The sequence below is a fragment of the Rhodoglobus sp. GW821-FHT12B09 genome (assembly GCF_058809925.1).
This window is the reverse complement of sequence record NZ_JBXATB010000001.1, coordinates 873,978-893,148: the sequence shown is the minus strand read 5'-3', so window position 1 is coordinate 893,148 and position 19,171 is coordinate 873,978. Positions and strand designations below refer to the sequence as shown.

18 protein-coding genes are annotated in these 19,171 nt (G+C 67.7%); 6 read left to right on the top strand and 12 right to left on the bottom strand.

Features of this window, described 5'->3' with window-relative positions:
* Positions 1-2: 2 nt before the first annotated feature.
* The 5 genes from AC1RTC_RS04480 to ctaE are packed head-to-tail and all read right to left on the bottom strand — an operon-like array spanning position 3 to position 4,680.
* On the bottom strand, positions 3-407 hold the full coding sequence (locus AC1RTC_RS04480; protein ID WP_493154251.1) for a hypothetical protein: 405 nt from the start codon (positions 405-407) through the stop codon (positions 3-5).
* A 56-nt stretch (positions 408-463) separates the two neighbouring features.
* On the bottom strand, positions 464-2,092 hold the full coding sequence (gene qcrB, locus AC1RTC_RS04475) for a cytochrome bc1 complex cytochrome b subunit (RefSeq protein ID WP_493154250.1): 1,629 nt from the start codon (positions 2,090-2,092) through the stop codon (positions 464-466).
* Positions 2,089-3,159, bottom strand: a complete 1,071-nt coding sequence (gene qcrA, locus AC1RTC_RS04470; RefSeq protein WP_493154249.1) for a cytochrome bc1 complex Rieske iron-sulfur subunit — start codon at positions 3,157-3,159, stop codon at positions 2,089-2,091. Before qcrA ends, qcrB begins: the two co-directional genes overlap by 4 nt.
* A gap of 19 nt (positions 3,160-3,178) precedes the next feature.
* Entirely contained in the window at positions 3,179-3,982 is an 804-nt protein-coding gene (gene qcrC / locus AC1RTC_RS04465; RefSeq protein ID WP_493154248.1) for a cytochrome bc1 complex diheme cytochrome c subunit, read from the bottom strand.
* 23 nt (positions 3,983-4,005) lie between these two features.
* Complete coding sequence (gene ctaE / locus AC1RTC_RS04460; RefSeq protein WP_493154247.1) at positions 4,006-4,680, bottom strand: aa3-type cytochrome oxidase subunit III; 675 nt, start codon at positions 4,678-4,680, stop codon at positions 4,006-4,008.
* 40 nt (positions 4,681-4,720) lie between these two features.
* Here ctaE and trpD point away from each other — a divergent pair, with 40 nt between their 5' ends.
* The gene (trpD, locus tag AC1RTC_RS04455; RefSeq protein ID WP_493154246.1) at positions 4,721-5,776 is read left to right on the top strand and encodes an anthranilate phosphoribosyltransferase; all 1,056 of its coding nucleotides are present in this window, start codon (positions 4,721-4,723) and stop codon (positions 5,774-5,776) included.
* 50 nt (positions 5,777-5,826) lie between these two features.
* Here trpD and glpK read toward each other — a convergent pair whose 3' ends face one another.
* Genes glpK through AC1RTC_RS04430 form a run of 5 tightly spaced genes read right to left on the bottom strand, consistent with a single transcriptional unit; the run spans position 5,827 to position 10,079 of the window.
* Positions 5,827-7,359 (bottom strand): glycerol kinase GlpK, encoded by a 1,533-nt coding sequence (gene glpK, locus AC1RTC_RS04450; RefSeq protein ID WP_493154245.1) that lies wholly within the window; start codon positions 7,357-7,359, stop codon positions 5,827-5,829.
* Positions 7,356-7,958, bottom strand: coding sequence for a TMEM175 family protein (locus AC1RTC_RS04445; protein ID WP_493154244.1), 603 nt, complete (start codon positions 7,956-7,958; stop codon positions 7,356-7,358). The genes glpK and AC1RTC_RS04445 overlap by 4 nt, the downstream gene beginning before the upstream one ends.
* Entirely contained in the window at positions 7,955-9,184 is a 1,230-nt protein-coding gene (locus tag AC1RTC_RS04440; protein WP_493154243.1) for an alpha-hydroxy-acid oxidizing protein, read from the bottom strand. The genes AC1RTC_RS04445 and AC1RTC_RS04440 overlap by 4 nt, the downstream gene beginning before the upstream one ends.
* Position 9,185: 1 nt before the next feature.
* Positions 9,186-9,554 (bottom strand): YchJ family protein, encoded by a 369-nt coding sequence (locus AC1RTC_RS04435; RefSeq protein ID WP_493154242.1) that lies wholly within the window; start codon positions 9,552-9,554, stop codon positions 9,186-9,188.
* Positions 9,555-9,611: 57 nt separating this feature from the next.
* The gene (locus tag AC1RTC_RS04430) at positions 9,612-10,079 is read right to left on the bottom strand and encodes an SRPBCC family protein (protein WP_493154241.1); all 468 of its coding nucleotides are present in this window, start codon (positions 10,077-10,079) and stop codon (positions 9,612-9,614) included.
* Between the two features lie 75 nt (positions 10,080-10,154).
* On the opposite strand from AC1RTC_RS04430, the gene AC1RTC_RS04425 reads away from it, so the two are divergent.
* The 3 genes from AC1RTC_RS04425 to AC1RTC_RS04415 are packed head-to-tail and all read left to right on the top strand — an operon-like array spanning position 10,155 to position 16,175.
* Positions 10,155-10,925 carry a metalloregulator ArsR/SmtB family transcription factor gene (locus AC1RTC_RS04425; protein WP_493154240.1) on the top strand — a complete coding sequence of 257 codons (771 nt, stop codon included), beginning with the start codon at positions 10,155-10,157 and terminating at the stop codon, positions 10,923-10,925.
* A gap of 4 nt (positions 10,926-10,929) precedes the next feature.
* The gene (locus AC1RTC_RS04420) at positions 10,930-11,463 is read left to right on the top strand and encodes a GNAT family N-acetyltransferase (protein ID WP_493154239.1); all 534 of its coding nucleotides are present in this window, start codon (positions 10,930-10,932) and stop codon (positions 11,461-11,463) included.
* Positions 11,464-11,513: 50 nt separating this feature from the next.
* Positions 11,514-16,175: a fibronectin type III domain-containing protein gene (locus AC1RTC_RS04415; RefSeq protein ID WP_493154238.1), complete on the top strand. Its 4,662-nt coding sequence runs from the start codon at positions 11,514-11,516 to the stop codon at positions 16,173-16,175.
* Positions 16,176-16,193: 18 nt separating this feature from the next.
* On the opposite strand, the gene AC1RTC_RS04410 is transcribed toward AC1RTC_RS04415, so the two are convergent.
* Entirely contained in the window at positions 16,194-17,054 is an 861-nt protein-coding gene (locus AC1RTC_RS04410) for an AraC family transcriptional regulator (protein WP_493154237.1), read from the bottom strand.
* A gap of 164 nt (positions 17,055-17,218) precedes the next feature.
* On the opposite strand from AC1RTC_RS04410, the gene AC1RTC_RS04405 reads away from it, so the two are divergent.
* Both AC1RTC_RS04405 and AC1RTC_RS04400 read left to right on the top strand, forming a co-directional pair.
* A complete protein-coding gene (locus AC1RTC_RS04405) occupies positions 17,219-17,626 on the top strand; it encodes a Rid family hydrolase (RefSeq protein ID WP_493154236.1) in 408 nt (135 codons plus the stop codon).
* Between the two features lie 140 nt (positions 17,627-17,766).
* On the top strand, positions 17,767-18,483 hold the full coding sequence (locus tag AC1RTC_RS04400; protein ID WP_493154235.1) for an ASCH domain-containing protein: 717 nt from the start codon (positions 17,767-17,769) through the stop codon (positions 18,481-18,483).
* Positions 18,484-18,504: 21 nt separating this feature from the next.
* Here the strand turns inward: AC1RTC_RS04400 and AC1RTC_RS04395 are convergent, their stop codons facing one another.
* Positions 18,505-19,170, bottom strand: coding sequence for an SDR family oxidoreductase (locus tag AC1RTC_RS04395; RefSeq protein WP_493154234.1), 666 nt, complete (start codon positions 19,168-19,170; stop codon positions 18,505-18,507).
* Position 19,171: the final 1 nt, after the last annotated feature.

Sequence of the window (19,171 nt, the reverse complement as noted above, 5' to 3'; positions counted from 1 at the left end):
GCCTAGTCCGTTTCGAACGGCAGCGGATCACCGGCAGGTGACTCCAGCACGCCCGTGAAGGGCGTGAGCGGCCGCCAGACACCTTCGGCGTTGGCCAGCATCAGGATGACCCGCCCATCGGTCTCGAGGGGATCGGGTACGGGGTCGGCCCCGCAGGTCATCGGGGTCTGTGCGACCGTGAGGGACTCGGGGGCGTCGCCTTTGAGCACCTTCTCGACCCTGACCGGGTGCACGGGCACGTCGACGCCGAGCACCTTCACCGTCCCGGTGGGGGCGCTCGAGGTGCCGATGACGACCAGCGCAGCGTCATCGTAGGCGTCCTGGGCGCTCTCGTAGGTCACCCAGTCCGCGCAGGTCGTCTCCGTCGTACAACCCGCGAGGAACGCCAGCAGGGCGGCGGCGAGCATCCCGTTAACTGCGGAACGCCGCAGCGCAGGGGCTGCGGCGTTCCGATGGAGGGAGATCAGTGCTCCCCGTGGCCAGACTTCTCGATGTCGGTGCGGGTCACCGGGGCGATGCGGTCCTCGAAGAACCAGCTCGACGCTCGGGCGCGGAGGCGCTCACCGGCGGTGATGCGACCCTGCGCGTTCGGGCGGAGCATGAGGGGCTTGTAGTCCTCGTAGCTCACGAGCTTCCAGCGCTCGTACTCGTCGAGCTGCTCGTGCACCTCGATGTACTCGCCGCCCGGAAGGCGCACGATGCGGCCCGACTCGTAGCCGTGCAGGGCGATCTCCCGGTCCTTCTTCTGCAGCGCAAGGCACACCCGCTTCGTCACGATGTAGGCGATGACAGGCCCGAGGATCAGCAGGATCTGGCAGGCGTGGATCACACCCTCGATGGTGAGCCGGAAGTGCGTGGCGATGAGGTCGGAGCTCGCGGCGGCCCACAGCATCGCGTAGAACGTCACGCCCGCCGCACCGATAGCGGTGCGAGTGGGTGCGTTGCGCGGACGGTCGGCGATGTGGTGCTCGCGCTTGTCGCCGGTGATCCACGCCTCGACGAACGGGTACAGCGCGACGACGGCGAGGAACAGCACAAGGACGAGCGTCGGGATGAACACGTTGAGCGACAGCGTGTACGGGCCGAGCTCAAGCTCCCAGCCCGGTGGCACGAGGCGCAGGGCGCCATCGGCGAAGCCGATGTACCAGTCGGGCTGAGTACCTGCCGACACGGGGGAGGGGTCGTAGGGGCCGTACGTCCAGATCGGGTTGATCTGGAAGAGCGACGCGATGAGCACGATGACGCCGAAGATGATGAAGAAGAACCCGCCGGCCTTCGCGGCGAACACCGGCATGATCGGCACACCGACGACGTTGTCGTTGGTGCGGCCCGGGCCGGCGAACTGAGTGTGCTTGTTGATGACGAGCAGGAGCATGTGCACGCCGAGCGCCGCAACCAGGATCGCCGGAAGCAGCAGGATGTGCAGCGTGTAGAAGCGCCCGACAACATCGGTGCCCGGGAACTCACCGCCGAACAGCAGGTAGGAGATCCACGTGCCGACGATCGGCACGCCCTTGATGAGTCCGTCGATGATGCGCAGGCCGTTGCCGGAAAGCAGGTCGTCCGGCAGCGAGTAGCCCGTGAAGCCCTCGGCCATGGCCAGCACGAAGAGCACGAACCCGATGAGCCAGTTGATCTCGCGCGGCTTGCGGAATGCGCCCGTGAAGAAGATGCGCAGCATGTGCAGGCCGATGGAGGCCACGAACAGCAGCGCGGCCCAGTGGTGCACCTGGCGCATGAGCAGGCCGCCGCGGATGTCGAACGAGAGGTCGAGTGTCGAGGCCATCGCCGCGGACATCTCGATGCCCTTGAGCGGCACGTAGGAGCCGTCGTACAGGACCGGCACCATGCTGGCCTGGAAGAAGAACGTCATGAACGTGCCCGAGAGCAAGATCACGATGAAGCTGTAGAGCGCGACCTCGCCGAGCATGAACGACCAGTGGTCGGGGAAGATCTTGCGGCCTAGTTCCTTGACGAGGCCCGAGATGCTGGTGCGCTCGTCTACGTAGTTGGCAGCCCAGCCGGTGAAGCGCTGGCCCTTGGTGGGCTCGAGCGCGCTCGTGGCGGGGCGTTCGTCGGTGGAGGTACTCATAGCTTCCTCTCCCAGAAGCTCGGGCCGACAGGCTCGGTGAAGTCGCTGCGAGCGACGAGGTAGCCCTCGGCGTCGACGGTGATCGGCAGCTGGGGCAGCGGGCGCTTGGCGGGCCCGAAGATGACCTTGGCCTCGTGCTTGATGTCGAACTGCGACTGGTGGCACGGGCAGAGGAGGTGGTGGGTCTGCTGCTCGTACAGGGCGACAGGGCATCCCACGTGCGTGCAGATCTTGGAGTAGGCGACGATGCCGTCGTAGTTCCAGTCCTCGCGACCGGGGGACACGTTGAGGTCCTGCGGCTTGAGGCGCATGAGGAGTACCGCGGCCTTGGCCTTCTCCTCGAGCTTGTCCTTCGAGTCGTTGAGCCCCTCCGGGATCACGTGGAAGGCGGAGCCGAGCGTGACGTCCGAGGCCTTGATCGGCGCGCCGGACGGGTCGCGCGTGAGCCGCACGCCCTTCTTCCACATCGTGTGCTGGAGCAGGGGCACAGGGTTCTCTGCCGGCGCGAGATCGCGGAACAGCACGACAGCCGGCAGCGGGCTCACGGCCAGCGCGCCGATAAGGGTGCGGCGGATGAGCGTGCGGCGCCCGAAGCCGGACTCCTTGTTGCCCAGTTCGAAGACCTCGATGGCCTTCTGGCGCGTGGCGTCCGTGCCACGGGTGCCGTGGCGCTGCTCGACAAGGTCGTGGCCGTCCATGAGGGACTTGGACCAGTGCACCGCGCCGATGCCGATGGCCAGCAGAGCGAGAGCGATTCCCAGGCCGAGGAACAGGTTGTTCATCCGGATCGAGCCGGGCGTGCCGTCGATCGGGAAGATGATGTACGCACCGATGGCGAACACGCTGCCCACGATGGAGAGCACGAACAGACCGGAGACGCGGCGCTCCTGCGCGCGGGCCTTGGCCGGATCGAGGTCGGCCACGCGCGCGCGGAAGGGCTCGAAGCCCGGGTTCTCCACGGAGTCGGACGAGACGACCGCGGTGCCCGCGGCGGGCATGTTGTGCTCGCCGTACTTCTCGACGGTCGTGCCAGCGCGGGGGTTGGTCCCGTCGTGGTCGTTAGCCATTCGCTTCCCTTGCCTATGCCTAGTTCGACTTCGCGGTGAGCCAGATCGTGATGCCCACGATCGCGCCGAGGCCGAAGATCCAGATGAAGAGACCCTCCGAGACCGGCCCGAGGTCGCCGAGGCCGAAGCCGCCGACGGAGGGGGTCTCATCCAGGTACTTGAGGTACGTGATGATGTTGGCCTTGTCCTCCGGCGAGATGTTCGCGTCGTTGAACACGGGCATGTTCTGCGGGCCCGTGATCATGGCCTCGTAGGCGTGGACGGCCGAGACACCGCCCAGCGGGGGAGCGAACTTGCCCTCCGTGAGGGCACCGCCGGCGCCCGCCACGTTGTGGCACATGGCGCAGTTGATGCGGAACAGCTCAGCACCCTCTGCGGCGTTGCCGTCGCCCTTGAGGTACTCCTCGGAGGGGATCGCGGGGCCGGGACCCTTGGTGGCGACGTACGCGGCGAGTGCCGCGACCTGCTCCTCGGTGAACTGGACCGGCTTCTCCTCGGCCTGCGGGCCGGTGGCGGCAAGAGGCATCCGGCCGGTTCCGACCTGGAAGTCAACAGCTGCGGCGCCGACGCCGATGAGGCTCGGGGCCTGCGTGGTGCCCTGGAGGTTCATACCGTGGCACGTGGCGCAGTTGGCGGCGAACAGCTTCGCGCCGTCCTCCACCTGCTGCTCTGCTGCTGCCGAGGTCTCGGCGGTCGCGCTCGTCGTGAAGAGCGCGTAGGCGCCGCCCGTGCCGATGAGGCCGACCATGATCAGGGCGACCGTCGCAAGGGGGTGACGGCGACCGCGATCCCGGCGAGCGGAGGTTTTTGGCTTGTTTGCCATGCTGCGTATGGTTCCGTTCTCGTTTAGCGGAGCAGGTAGATCACGGCGAACAGGCCGATCCACACCACGTCGACGAAGTGCCAGTAGTACGACACGACGATCGCCGTGGTCGCTTCCTTGTGCCCGAAGGTCTTGACGGCAAAAGCGCGCCCGATCACGAGCATGAAGGCGATGAGGCCGCCGGTGACGTGGAGGCCGTGGAATCCGGTGGTGATGTAGAAGGCGGAGCCGTATGCGTCGCTCGACAGGCTCACGTGCTCGCTCACCAGAGTCGCGTACTCGTAGATCTGGCCGACGACGAACGTGGCGCCCATCGCGTAGGTGAGGTAGAACCACTCGACCATGCCCCACTTCCAGAACTGGCCGAGGGTGCCGGTGCGGCGGGCCTGCAGTCGCTCGGCGGCGAAGACGCCGGCCTGGCAGGTGAAGGAGGAGAGGACGAGCACGACGGTGTTGATCGCGGCGTAGGTGACGTTGAGTTTCGCGGTCTGCTCCGTCCACAGCTCCGGCGACATCGCCTTGAGCGTGAAGTAGATCGCGAAGAGACCCGCGAAGAACATGACTTCGCTTCCCAGCCAGACGATCGTGCCGACGGCCACGACATTAGGACGTTGGACGGTTTGAGCTCCGACCGAGCGAGAGAGCGAGGCAGTGGTCACTCTCCCATTATGGTCGATATCCGTCGGCCGTTTTGTCATTCCGAGGGCCAGTCGCGGGCGGGTCGTTAGGATCTGAGGCATGGCACGCGAGCACACCTGGCCCGGCATCCTCGGCTCCCTCGTCGACGGCAACGACCTGTCGATCAGCGAGGCCGAGTGGGCAATGCAGTCTGTGATGGCGGGGGATGCCACGACAGCCCAGCTCGGAGGCCTCCTGGTCGCCCTCCGGATGAAGGGCGAGACCGTCGACGAGATCGTGGGATTCCGCGACGCGGTGCTCGCCAACGCCCAGCCGCTCGATGTCGACCCCATGGTCCTCGACATCGTCGGCACCGGCGGGGACCCGTACGGCGCCGTCCTCAACATCTCCTCGATCGCCTCCGTGATCGCAGCGGCCGCGGGCGTTCCCGTGGTGAAGCACGGCAATCGCGGAGCCAGTTCGGCCTCCGGCGCGTCCGATGTGCTCTCGGCGCTGGGGCTCAACCTCGACATCCCGCCCGCGCGCGTCGCGGAGGTGCTGGGCGAGACTGGCATCACGTTCGCGTTCGCGGCCCTCTTCCACCCGGGCTTCCGGCACGCCGGACCGACGCGCAAAGAGCTCGGTATCTCGACGCTCTTCAACATCCTCGGCCCGCTCTGCAACCCGGCGCGGCCCGAGGCCTCGGCAGTCGGAGTCGCCTCGCTCGAGCGCGTTCCGCTGGTCGTGGGCGTGTTCCGCACTCGCGGCGCCACGGCTCTGGTCTACCGCGGAGACGACGGTATCGACAAGCTCACGACCACCGGCCACAGCCACATCTGGGAGGTGTCGCGCGGCTTCGTGACGGAGCACGACCTCGACCCTGCGGACGTGGGCATCGCGCGGGCCGACATCAAGGACCTCCTCGGTGCCGACCCGGAGCACAACGCGTCCGTGGCGCGCGCGGTGCTGGCGGGGGAGCCCGGCCCGGTCAGGGACATCGTGCTGCTCAACGCGGCCGCGGGCCTCACCGCGTTCGAGCTCGCCCGCGATCCGGAGCAGCTTCGCGAGCCGATCCTCGGGCGGCTGGCCGCGCAGCTCGAGCGCGCGGCGGCGGTCGTCGACTCGGGTGCTGCGGCGCAGAAGCTCGACGACTGGGTGGCGGCGACGAACCACTAGCGGGTAGAGAAGGTAATCGAACCGGGTTTCGATACGCGCGCTAGCGCGCACTACTCAACCGGCGGCTGCTCCGTGTCGTCGTCGACCCAGTCGAGGGTCTTCGAGACCGCTTTCGTCCAGTTGCGCATGAGCCGGTCGCGTTCGGCGGCCTTCATGTCGGGCTCCCAGCGCTTTCCCTCCTGCCAGTTGGAGCGCAGTTCGTCCCGGTCCTTCCAGAATCCGACGGCGAGCCCCGCGGCGTAGGCGGCGCCCAGGGCGGTGGTCTCCGCGACGACGGGCCGGATGACCGGCACGTTCAGAATGTCGGCCTGGAACTGCATCAGCGCGTCATTCGCGACCATGCCGCCGTCGACCTTGAGTTCGGCGAGGTCCACTCCTGCGTCGGCGTTGACGGCGTCCAAGACCTCGCGGGTCTGGAACGCGACAGCCTCGAGCGCGGCCCTGGCAATGTGGCCGCGGTTGGCGAACCTGGTGAGTCCGAGGATGGCGCCACGGGCATCCGGCCGCCAATGGGGTGCGAAGAGACCGGAGAAGGCGGGCACGAAGTAGACGCCGCCGTTGTCAGTCACGGATGCCGCGAGCTTCTCGACCTCGGGGGCGCTCGAGATGATGCCGAGGTTGTCGCGCAGCCACTGGACGAGGGAGCCGGTCACGGCGATGGAGCCCTCCAGTGCGTATCGCGGAGCTTCGTCGCCGAGCCGGTACGCCACCGTGGTGATGAGCCCGTTCTTCGAGTGGACGATCTCCTCGCCCGTGTTGACGATGAGGAAGTTGCCGGTGCCGTAGGTGTTCTTCGACTCGCCCTTGGTGAACGCGGCCTGGCCGAAGGTGGCGGCCTGCTGGTCGCCGAGGATGCCCGCGACCGGCACCTCTCGCAGCAGGCTCGAGGACTCGGCGGTGCCGTAGACCTCGGAGGAGCTGCGGATCTCCGGGAGCATCGAGGCGGGGATGCCGAAGAGGTCCAGGAGCTTCTGGTCCCACTGGAGGGTGCCGAGGTCCATGAGGAGCGTGCGGCTCGCGTTCGTGACATCCGTCGCGTGCACTCCGCCCTTGGTGCCGCCGGTGAGGTTCCAGAGCACCCAGCTGTCCGTGGTGCCGAAGGCGAGCTCGCCCGCCTCGGCGCGGGCGCGGGCGCCGTCGACGTTGTCGAGGATCCACGCGATCTTGGTGGCCGAGAAGTAGGTGGCGAGCGGAAGGCCGGTCTGCATCTGCAGTCTCGCGGTGTCGCCCTTGGCGATCGAGTCGACGAGGGGCTGGGTCCGTGTGTCCTGCCACACGATCGCGTTGTAGACGGCCTTGCCGGTCGAGCGGTCCCACACGACTGTCGTCTCGCGCTGGTTGGTGATGCCGATCGCGGCGATGTCGTGCCGGGTGACGTTGGCCTTGGACAGCGCCTGGCCGACGGCCTCGCGGGTGTTGTCCCAGATCTCCTTCGGGTCGTGCTCGACCCAGCCGGCCTTCGGGAAGATCTGCCGGTGCTCGAGCTGGCCGGTGGTGACCGGAGAGCCGGAGTGATCGAAGATCATCGCGCGGGTGCTCGTGGTGCCCTGGTCGATCGCGAGCACGTACTTCGGTTCGGTCATGGCTTCTTCCTCCTGCGGGAGATGACGGCCTCGAGCGGGCCGGAGAGTGCGAACAGCGCGAGGCCCCACAGGCCTACGCCGGGCAAGAGAACGGCGATGAGGAGCGCGAGCACCATGATCGCCACGGGCGTCACGTACGGCCGCAGCTCCAGCGTGCCGCGCACCTCCTCGGCCTGCAGCTCCGGATGCCGCACGATGATCGCCTGCATGATCAGCTCGGCAAGGGTTGTGACGACCATCGTGCCCACGTAGAGCGCGTACGTAGCGCGGTCGCCGCTCGGGGAGCTCGCCAGCAGGGCGGTCGGGAACGGCAGGAACACGATGCTCAGCAGCCACAGCAGATTCGCCCAGAGCAGCCCGCTGTTGTAGCTCGAAATCCGCTCGAAGGTGCGGTGGTGGACGAGCCAGAAGTTGCCGATCACGGCGAAGCTGAGGAAGAACACCAGCAGCTTGCCCAGGTGGTCCATGACGAACTTCCCGGTGTCGCCGTCGTAGTCGCTGGCGGAGTCGACGAGCGGCAGGATCAGCAGGGTGATGGCGATCGCGACGACGCCGTCGCTGAAGCCGACAAGGCGGCCGTAGCCGTGCGCGGTCTTCACGCCAGCGCCTCCCGGCCCAGTTCCGCGACGCTCCGGTGGCCGCTCAGCCCGAGCACGAGGTCGAATTCGGCGATGATCCCGCGCAGCACGGCCTCGGCACCCGCAGCGCCTCCGACGGCGAGGCCGTACGCGTACGGCCTGCCGACCAGGACCCCGGATGCACCGAGCGCGAGTGCCTTGAACACATCCGCCCCCGACCGCACGCCGCTGTCGAAGAGCACGGGCACGCGGCCGGCGACACGCTCCACGATGCCGGGCAGCGCCGCGGCGGACCCGATCGCGCCATCGACCTGGCGCCCCGCATGGTTGCTCACCACGATGCCGTCGATGCCAGAGTCCAGCGCCTTCGCCGCGTCATCCGGATGCTGGATGCCCTTGAGCATGATCGGCAGGGAGGTGTGCTCTCGCAGGAAGGCGAGGTTGCCCCAGGTCAGCGAGGAGCGGGAGAAGACGTCGAGGAAGGTCTCGACCGCGGCGCGCGGGTTCGGGAGCGGGATGTTGCGCCTCATCGCCAGCAGAGTGCGAACGGCCTCGATCGTGACGCGAGGCCGCGGGCCGGGAGTCGAGACCCGTTCGGCGACGAGCTGGCGGAACACCGGGTCGCTCGTGTACTGCGCAATGCCCTGTCCGCGGATGAACGGCAGGTACGCGACATCCAGGTCTCGCGGGCGCCAGCCGAGCATGTGGGTGTCGAGCGTCACCACTATGGCCTGTGCGCCGGTCTTCTCCGCGCGCTGCACGAGGCTCGCGACGAGGTCGTCAGAGCTGCTCCAGTAGAGCTGGAACCAGTGCGGGCTGTCGCCCATGACGCCGGCGACATCCTCCATGCTGTGCGAGGCCTGGTTCGAGAAGACGTACGGGATGCCCAGGGCGGAAGCCGCGCGGGCGACGCCGGTGTCGGCATCCCGGTGCGCGAGCTCCAGCACCCCCACGGGGGCGGCGATCACGGGGGAGGGGTAGCGGTGGCCGAACAGCTCGATACCGAGGTCGCGCTCGGAGACGTCGCGGAGCACGCGCGGCACGATCCGCCACGCGTCGAGGGCGCTGCGGTTGTTCGCCGCGGTCTCCTCGGCGCCACTCGAGCCCGCGATGTACGCCCAGGCCTCGCGGCTCATCGCCCGCTTCGCCGCCCGCTCGAGCTCGGGCCAGCTGGTCGGCACCACGGGCCGGCGGCCGGTGGCCCCGTCGCGGTAGATCGAGGATTGGGTGTCGCGCCCGACGTTCACGTCAGTCTCCGTCCACGTAGTACCACTGGCCGTCTTCGCGCACGAACCGGCTCACCTCGTGCTGGCTGCCGGGCTGGGTGTCGATGCGGTAGCTCGCACGGAATTCAACGGTGCCCTCGGTGTCGAGCATCCCGCCGCGCGTGCGGTTCAGGATTTCCAGCCGGTACCAGCGCAGGCGAGTGTCGAGCACGAGGTCGTCCGGCCGGGTCGACGGGTGCCAGGTCGCGAGGAGGTACGCCGGCTCGCCGAGTGCGTAGGCGGAGTATCGCGAGCGCATGAGCCGCTCGGCGGTCGGGGCGGCTGCCTCACCGTGGTGGAACGGGCCGCAGCACTCGTCGTACGGGAGTCCGGAGAGGCAGGGGCACGGCATGTGCCCATCCTGCCATCTGGCCTGTTCTGGTGGTGAGGTGCGCCCCACTGCGCGGCATCAGCCCTCGCTGACGAGCCTCGCGAGGTTGTCGAGCTCGTTGGCGCGGCCCTCGAGCAGTCGCTGCGTCCAGATCTCGTCGTGCATGGGCTCGACGATCATGACTACCCGCGTCCCGCCGTCGACCTCATGGAGCACGACCTCGGTGAGCTGCTCGTACGGCGCGTGGTCGGGCACGAAGTCCACGAGCGAGCGGTACGAGAGCCGGTCGGGCTGGTGGATCTCGGTGAAGACCTTCCGTGAGACGTTGGCGAGGGGCATCCCGTACTGCTCCATGAAGGCGACCTGCTCAGGGGCGACGGCCGTCATCGTGTAGACGAGGTCGCCACCGGGGCTGAGGTCGAGGACGTCGACGTCGGTGCGGAAGCCGTCGGGCGCCCACCACTTCTCGATGCCGGCGGCGGTGGTCCACAGCTCCCAGACGCGCTCACGCGGGGCTGCGATGATTCGTTCGATCGTGTCAGACATGGGGTGGTTTCCTTTCGATTGGGATCACCATATATTCGTCTAGACGAATGTGTCAAGACGCGAGATGATACTTCTATGGATGCCCAGCGCGTGCTCGCGGCGATTGCCGAACCGACGAGGTTCCGCATCGTCCAGCTGCTCGCGGCCGCGCCCAGGACGGTGGGGGAGATCGCCGCGCATCTCGGCGCGCTGCAGCCTCAGACCACCAAGCACCTGCAGGCGATGGAGGCCGCGGGGGTGATCACGGCCCACCGGCTCGGGCGCCGCCGCGTGATGTCCCTTCGGCGCGACGTGCTCGAGCACCTGGCCGGGGGACTGGCCGCGCTGGCCGCCGGTATCCCGGACGAGCCCGTGCTCGAGCAGTATGAGCGCGCGATTGCCGAAGAGCAGGCGCGCCCGGCGGGGGACAGGGTCATCCGGGCGGTGAGGGATCTCCGGGCGGCGCCGTCCGCGGTCTACCGGGCGTGGACTGAGCCTGAGACGTTGAGGCGGTGGTGGGCGCCCCAGTACTTCGAAGTTGTGGTCTGCGAGATCCGGCCGAGCGCTGGCGCGCCGATCCGGATCGTCCTGCGCGAGGGCGACGGCGCCGAGTACACGGCGGCGGGGCGCGTGGTCTCTGCCGTTCCCGATCGCGAGATCGTCTTCGAGCTCGCCCCGGTCGACGGCGACGGCGTGCCGCTGTTCGCCGCGGAGTACACGGTGCAGGTCGCGGGGGATGCCCGGACCGAGCTCACCGTCGAGATCAGGGTCACGGGCATCCGGCCGGAAGCGGCGCCCGCGATCGCGGGGCTCGAGGTGGGGCTGCCTCACCTGCTCGACCAACTCGCCGAACTGGTGCAAGGCTGAGACCGTGTTCGCCCAGCTCTCCGATACCGCTGAACTCCGTCCGCTCGAGGTCTGGCAGGCGGAGGAGTTCGCCGCGCACATGGATCGCGCGCGCGAGCACATCCGCCCGTGGGTCGGCCCGAGCTTCGTCACGGCGGATGTCGCGGGTGCGAAGGCCACGCTGACCCGGTACGCCGAGGGCGCCGCTCGCGACGGCGCGCGCATCTACGGCATCTGGGATGCCGGCGTGCTCGTGGGCGGCGTGATGTTCGTGGAGTTCAGCGCCGCCGCCGGCACCTGCGAGATCGGGTGCTGGCTGGAGCCGGGCGCGGAGGGGAAGGGGCTGATCACCGCCGCCTGCCGCGCGCTGCTCGAGTGGGCCTTCGAGGTGCGCGGCATCCATCGCGCCGAGTGGCGGTGCCGCGCCGACAACGGACGCAGCTCGGCGGTAGCGGAGCGACTGGGCATGACCTTCGAGGGCGTGCTGCGGGAGGCGTGGCGGATCGGGGACACGTACTACGACAAGCAGGTGTGGGCGCTCTTGAACTCCACCGTGTGATCTTCAAGGTCCAGGCGAGGGCGAGCCGCGCGCACTGATATCGTTCGGTCATGAAGAGGCCTCAGCTTGTCCGCGCTGTGTCGGTGATCGCCGCGATCATCGTGTCGACGTTCGCGCTCACGACCCTCACCCCGGTCGCGTCAGCCTCGGCTGCGACCTACACGGATGCCCCGATCCCCGCCATCTCGGGTACCGCTCAGGCGTACCAGACGCTCACCGCAGTACCGGGCACGTGGGTGCCGGCACCGACCAAGCTGACCTACCAGTGGTATGTCGCGAGCACCGCGATCCCGGGTGCGATCACACCCACCTTCGCCGTGCCGGTCAGCGCCGTGGGTAAGACCATCAAAGTGAGGGTGACCGGCACCAGAAGCGGGTACACCACCGTCGCGCGCATCAGCGTGCCAACCGATCCGGTGGCCGCCCCGTTCGCGTTCGAACTCGTGACGGCGCCGACGATCAGCCTCGACACTGCACGAGTCGGCTTGCCCATCACCGTGGACGCCGGCAGCTGGAGTCCGACTCCGGAGAGCTTCGCGTACCAGTGGTACGCGAACGGTACGGCGATCGCGGGGGCAAAAGCGGCGAGCTTCACCCCGACCGCGGCCCTATTGGCGAAGCGCCTGACCGTCCGGGTCATCGCGTATGCGGCAGGCCACACGCCTAAAGTCGTGATGAGCAACGCCTCGACGCCGATCGCCAAATCCCTGCCGTTCGGGGTGGCGCCGGTCCCCACGATGATCGGCACCTACCGGGTGGGGTCACTGCTGACGGCGGTCGAAGGGGCATGGTCGCCCACGCCGCTGCGGTACGCATACCAGTGGTACGCGAACGGGGTTGCGATAGCGGGTGCGACGGGGAAGAACTACACGGTTCCGGCGTCGGCTCTGAAGAAGCAGATCACCGTCCGCGTGCTCGCAGTGCTCCCGGGGTACGTCTCGACCGCCCAGATGAGCGCGAAGACACCGCGGATCGAGCCGTCGGCCCTCAGCGCGCCCACCATCTACTCGATCGACCCCGCCCCTCTCGGCGTGCAGGTCACCTGGCAGCCCAACTCGGAAGGCCAGCTTGTCACCGCCTACACGGTGCGGGCGAGCCGGACGGCGACGAAGAACCCTGTCGGATGCAACAGCCCCGCCATCGTTGCGGTCACTGTCTCCGCGTCCAACACTCTGGCCGTCGTCGACGGGCTGTGCGTCGGCGCCGCCTACACCGTGATCATCCGAGCTGAGCGCGTCGGTGAAGTGGGGCCGTACTCCTCGGCGTCGCTACCGGCGGCACCGGCGCCGGCCGCCGTCCCCAGCGCACCGGTGATCGTGGACGCATTCGGCCGCGACGGCGCGGCCGTCGTCACCTGGCGCGCGGGTACCTCCGACGGAGGGGCCGCCGTCACGGGCTATGAACTCGTGGCAGACGACGGCGCCACCCAGGTCACGGCAACGGCCGAACCCGGCGACACGACGGCCACGATCTCGGGGCTCACGAACGGCGTCGACTACGACCTCACCCTGGTCGCCCAGAACAGCGTGGGCGACTCCGACGCGTCGATGCGGTTGGTGACACCCTCCGCCGCCTACGTGCCCTCCGCGCCGCAGAACGTGTCGGCGATACCCGGCGACGACACCATCGATGTCTCGTGGGAAGCGCCGGCCGATGACGGCGGCAGCGACCTCACCGGCTACCGGGTCACCTACCAGCAGGTCGAACAGCTTGTCGAGGGGGTCTGGACGCCCGTCGCGGACGCTACTGTGCACACCGTCGACGTGGATGCGGCCGGGGCCTCCACGTCGCTCGACGACTTCGAGGAGGCGACCGGCACGTACTCAGTTGCTGTGATCGCGATCAATGCTGCCGGTGGCAGCGCCGCGGCGGTGGCGACGACACCGGTGAGCCCGACCGTCGTCGTGCAGGAGGGCGTGGTCATCGTCGCGGACGCCGACCTGCGCGCCCTATTCGACGCGACAGCCGAATCGCTGACCTGGCATGACCCTGTGCCCGCTGCAGTCGCGTCGCTGACGGCGGGAGACGTGCTGGTCGGCGGGGTTGCTCCGCTTCTTCCCGAAGGTCTGCTGCGCGAGGTTGTGTCGATCTCGGCCACCGCCGGTGGCGCGACCGTGACGACGCGCTCCGCCTCTTTCGACGATGTCTTCACCGACGTGAGCATCTCGGCGAATATCGCCGCGGCGGCAGAGAACAGTCCTGGCCGCGACCCGCTCGTCGCACCGTCCTTCCGACCCACCGCGCCCGGCGTGACCGCCCCTGACGCGCTCGCCCGCGGACTCGGCCTGGACTTCTCGAACGAGTACCAACTGGGAATATCCCTCTCGCTTCCCGACAGCTCGAGCGGCCGGAAGACAGAGCTCGAGGGAAGTGTCACGGTGGCACCGCACCTGCACCTCGGCCTGGATGTCAGCCCCTTCAACGGCGTCTCGGTCGATGCGAGCGCGACGACCAAGTTCGAGCTCGAAGTGACCGGCAGCATCCAGCAGAGTCACGAATGGCAGCTCGGCAGGTTCAACCTGCCCCCGCAGACCTTCTTCGTCGGCCCGGTCCCGGTGGTCGTCCGGCCCGTCATCCCGGTCGAGTTCGAGATCGGCGGAAAGGCCTCCATCTCGGTGTCGGCCTCGCAGACATTCGGCAGCGGCCTCGCCTGGTCGTCCCAGGATCCCGGTCGCCTCGTACTCTCCGACCTGTCGAAGCCGCTGACGATCAGCGGCGACCGGTCGGGCGGGCCTCAGGTCAGCTTCTCAGGGTGGGCCGCGCTCAAGACGGGCCCCATCCTCAAGCTCTACGACATGTTCGGACCGGGCATCGAAGTCGCTCTGAAAGCCGAGGCGACCGTCGACGTCAACCCGCCAGTAGACGAGCCATGGCTGACGATCAAGCCGTCGCTCGAGATCTCTGCGGTGCTCAAGTTCGAGGCGTTCGGTGTCGATGCCGAAGCAAGCGCGAAGCTCGCCTCCATCCCGCTGCCGAAGTTGACCCTCGGCGGGGCACCGCCCCCGAGCTACGTCGTCACGGCGCCGACCGCGAGTGTGGATCCGGGGAAGCCCCTCAAATTCACCGCGACGCGATCCCGCGGAGATGCCATGCCGGTCGTCTGGGGCATCACCGGAGGTCTTCCGGGCGACAAAATATCCTCGGCCGGCGTCCTGACGCCGGTCGCGCCTGCCGGGCGCAATATCACGGTCACGGTGCGTGACGCGAGCGGTGCCACCGGCCAGCTGAGCGTGCGGGTCGGAAAACCGTTCGACCCGCCGGGGAACCTGGTCCTCACCGGCAACCTCACCTCCCTGGTGGCGACCTGGACTGCACCGCCGCGCACGGGCAGCGGCACTATCTCTCGCTACATCGTCGAGACGATCCCGACGTCGTCGTCGCTTTCGGTGACCACCCGCACGGCCACGATCTCGAACCTCTCGCCCGGTGACTACAAGGTCCTCGTGCGCGCGGTCAATTCGGCCGGTCAGGTGTCGTCGGCGACGTCGGCGAAGATCTATGTGGGTCCGCCGCCGACGGTTGTGGATGCGAGCGCGGCGATCAAGTTCCCGAACCCGCCCGGGATCGACACCCTCGGCCTCGGCGACCTGCAGTGCAGTGGCTCGACGAACTGCAGCGTCGTCGCCAGCGCCGGCGTGGACAACAACTACGCCACCGCGCTGTACACCCTCGCCGGCACAACGTGGAGTTCCACCTACCTGACGGGCCCGCCGAACCCCAGCACACAGACGTATACGCCCTCGATGACCTGTCCGGCCGCGAACTGGTGCCTCGCCTCGGCGATCGACGCGCCGGTCTCGGGAACTGTACTCGGGACGCCTCTCATCCGGGTGCTGAGCGGTGGGTCGTGGACGACGTCCGAATTGCCCATGCCGCCCGGTAAATCGGCGAACACCTGGATGAGCCTGAGCTCCGCTTGCCCGACAGCATCGCTCGACGGGTGCGTCGTCGTCGGCTGGCACCAGAGCAACACCTACTGGGCGTGGACGTACTCCGGGGGAGCCTGGCAGTACGCGCAGCTCACCGGCATCGGCCTGTTCACAATCGACTGTCCCGCGAAGCTCGCTTGCGTCATCGCCGGAATGGACGGGACCGACTTTCGCGCGCGGGTCGCCGTGCAGACCGGACCGACGTCGTGGAACATCACCAGCCTGGGCACCGCCGCAGACCGCATCGGCGGGAGTCAGCTGAGCTGCGGAGGCGCCGGCTCGTGCGCTCTAGTGACCGAGCACTACTCAAATCTGTCCAAGAACCTCTGGGTGCTGTCGGGAGGCGACTGGACCAAGAATCCAGTGCAGCTGCCCGCCGCGGGTACTGCCCAGAGCGGGTATTTCGACTGGTACGGCATCGACTGCTGGGCGCCCGGCTCCTGTCTCGTCGCCGGCATCAAGGTCGCGGCAGGTAGCGGCCTCGCGCGCTTCGCCTTCAGATCGGCGGGTGGGGTGTGGGAGGAGATCGCACCCGCGAGCGGCGGCATCCCTAGCTCCTTCAACGGGCTCGGCGAGGTCGAATGCACGAACAGCGGGTTCTGCGTCTACGCGGATGAGGCGATCGTCGCGACTACGCGTGCGACGAGTTCGACCTGGACGCAGATGACAACGGATGCGCCGGTGTTCGACGTCGCCTGCCCGCCGAGCGGGACCTGCACCCTTCTGCTGATGCGGGACTCGAACGGCCGGGACTGGGCATCGCTGCGGGTGTCGACCGGTTAGTGTTCGGTCACTCGTCGATCACTCCACGGGCAGCCACAGCTCGCACGTCGCCGTGCTGAAGTCATCAGCGCGCTCGAGCACGGCTACCATCGACGGCCCCGGACGCAACCGCCACGGGTTTGACGGAAACCACTCGGTCGCTGTCGCCGCCCACGTCGACTGCAGCGCCGCCGGGTACGGTCCGGTCGTGCGGAACACGGCCCAGGTTCCGGCCGGCACTTCGATCGAGTCGAGGTCGTGGGGGAGTGGGGTGCCTTCGTTGACCGCGACCCCGTGGAGATAGGTCAGGTCGGTGCCCTCCGTGTAGTCGGGGTCGACGTCCGCGCTCACCTGCAGCAGGCCCGCCGGCTCGGTGCTGCTCAGCTCTTTGAGGCGCAGGTGCTCGTCCTGGGGGAGTGAGGCGATGTGCTCCTGGATGTGCGGGTTGACCCCGTGGTGCAGGAGCGGCACGCGGGCCGAGTGGCCCACGAGCCGGAAGGCCGGTCGTTCTGCGATGCGGGCGTCCATGGTGATGTTCCCTTCGACGGTCAGGCGGAACCTGAGCAGTGGTTGAGTGCGAAGGGGTCCGCCATCGCGGCGCACCGTGGCAGGTGCGGCGCCGTGTACCGACTGGAACGCCCGGCCGAACGCCTCGGTCGAGCTGTAGCCGTAGCGCACGGCGATCTCCAGCAGTTCCCCGTCAGCCAGGACCTCGCCCGCAGCGACAGTCATGCGGCGCCGCCGGACGTACTCGGAGAGCGGCATCCCGGCGAGCGACGAGAACATCCGGCGGAGGTGGTACTCGGTGGTACCGAGGCGTGCGGCCAGCCCCGGGACGTCGATCTCCTCGACCAGATGGTCCTCGATGTGCTCGACGAGCCGGTTGAGCGCTGCGATCACGGTTTCCCCTTTCGCCGTCAAGCCTGCTCGTTGCGTCTCGGCCGCGCCCGACCATTCCGGTCGGATGCGGTCAGGTGAGCGAGGCGCGCGGGAGTGCCCGCCATAGTATGTCGAGAGCAGTGCCGTTGATATCAAGCGTGGGGGAGCGACCTGTGGAACGTAACGTGATCTTCACTCAGGATGCGCCTTGGCCGGCCGAGGGGTCCAGCCAAGCAGTCTCGTACAACGGACTGCTCTACGTGTCGGGCCAGCTTCCGATCGACCCGGCGACCGGACAGATGCTGCCTCGACCGTTCAACCCGGTGTTCGGAGGAGGGGAGCAGGCGGTCAACGCTCAGACGAGACAGTGCTTGACCAACCTGAACGCGATCTGCCTGGCCGCGGGGGCCGACCTGTCGAAGGCGATCAAGCTCACGGTCTACACGCCCGTGCTGATCGAATTCGCCAGCGCCATCGATCAAGTCGTCCGCGAGTTCTTCACCGTGGCGCCTCCCGCGCGCTCGCTGATCGGCGTAAACGTGCTCCAGGGCAATGCGCTGCTGCAGGTGGACGCCATCGTGCCGCTCAACTAAGAGGGCCGGCGCGAAGCGGCCCTTCTCGTGCATAAATATCGATTACTGGTGAAGACCATTATCCGTTTTCACGCTGAAGGCGGTTCGGCATCCTCAGTTCGGATCACGGAGGATGTCCTCGCGTGCGCGAGAATGGTGCCGTGAAGCCACTGTCATCTGAAATCCGCGTCATCGCGGCCGCGGAGGCGCTGGCTCGCACGCTGGGGGATGATGCGAACCACACCGTCGCGGCTGCCGCGATGGATACTCAGGGGCGCATCCACACGGCTGTGAACATCTACCACTTCACCGGAGGGCCGTGCGCCGAGCTTGTCGCCCTCGGTGTGGCCGCAGCCGCGGGCGCGGGGCCGCTGATCACGATGGCTGCTGCAGGGGACAGGGGGAGGGGGCTGATTCCGCCCTGCGGGCGTTGCAGGCAGGTCATGCTTGATCTGCAACCTGACATCTTGGTCGCTGTGCCGTCCGACGATGGACCTCAGATGAGGCCGATCCGAAAGTTGCTGCCCGACACCTATTTCTTCCCCGATGCAGGAGCGCGTCGTATCGTGCGTTTCAACAGTCGATACTTCGATGCTGTGATGAGCGGCGAGAAGACGACTACGATCCGCTGGGACGATCCGACCGCAGTCGGTCCTGCGATCTTCGTGTTCGAGGACCACGCTGACGCATCAAGTGTCGAGGGTGAGGTCTTGTCAATCGAGACTTTCGACCTTCCAACCCTGACGCCCCGACAGGCCCAGCTGCGCGAGGGCGAGAGCGTGGAAGCCCTCGTCGCGGGCCTTCAAGAGCACTACCCAACGATGCCGCCTGATGCCCAGGTTGACGTCGTGAGATTCCGCCTCAGCGCCCATTCATAGGGCTTCGTCAAGGCTTTCTTCCTAGTACCGTGCGGAGAATCCACCATCTGTGTTGAGCAGTTGCCCGGTTATCCAGCGGCCTTCGTCGGAGATGAGGAAGGAGACGATGTTCCCGATATCGGTCGGCCTCCCCAGGCGCCCCAAGGGATGGCGCTCAATGAGGTACTCGCGGAGATCATCGTTCATCCAGCCTGTGTCGATCGGGCCTGGATTGACGACATTGGCGGATATCCCACGGGGGCCCAGTTCTCGAGCCGCCGAGATGACGATGCGATCCAGAGCAGCCTTCGACGCGCCATAGGGCAGGTTCCCAGTGGTGGCGTCACTGGTGAAAGCGACTATGGCGCCGCCGCCCTCCGGGACCTGCCGGGCAAACGCGGCGATCAGGAGTAGCGATGCACGGGCGTTGACTGCGGTGTGTTTGTCGAAGCTCTCGGCGGTGGTATCGAGGATGCCCGATTCGATGTCGTGTGCGTGGCTGAGAATCAGCCCGGTGACCGGACCACGGTCCGTGTTGACTCTCTCGATCAGAGCTGCTGGACCGTCGGGTGTTGAGAGGTCGCACGGGTAGTCCCCGGTGTCAAGGTCGCTCGTGACCACCCGCCAGCCGTCGGCTGCAAGGCGAGGCACGACTCCTGCGGCGATGCTGTTGGCCCGTGCGGCACCTGTGACGAGGGCGAGTGGCATG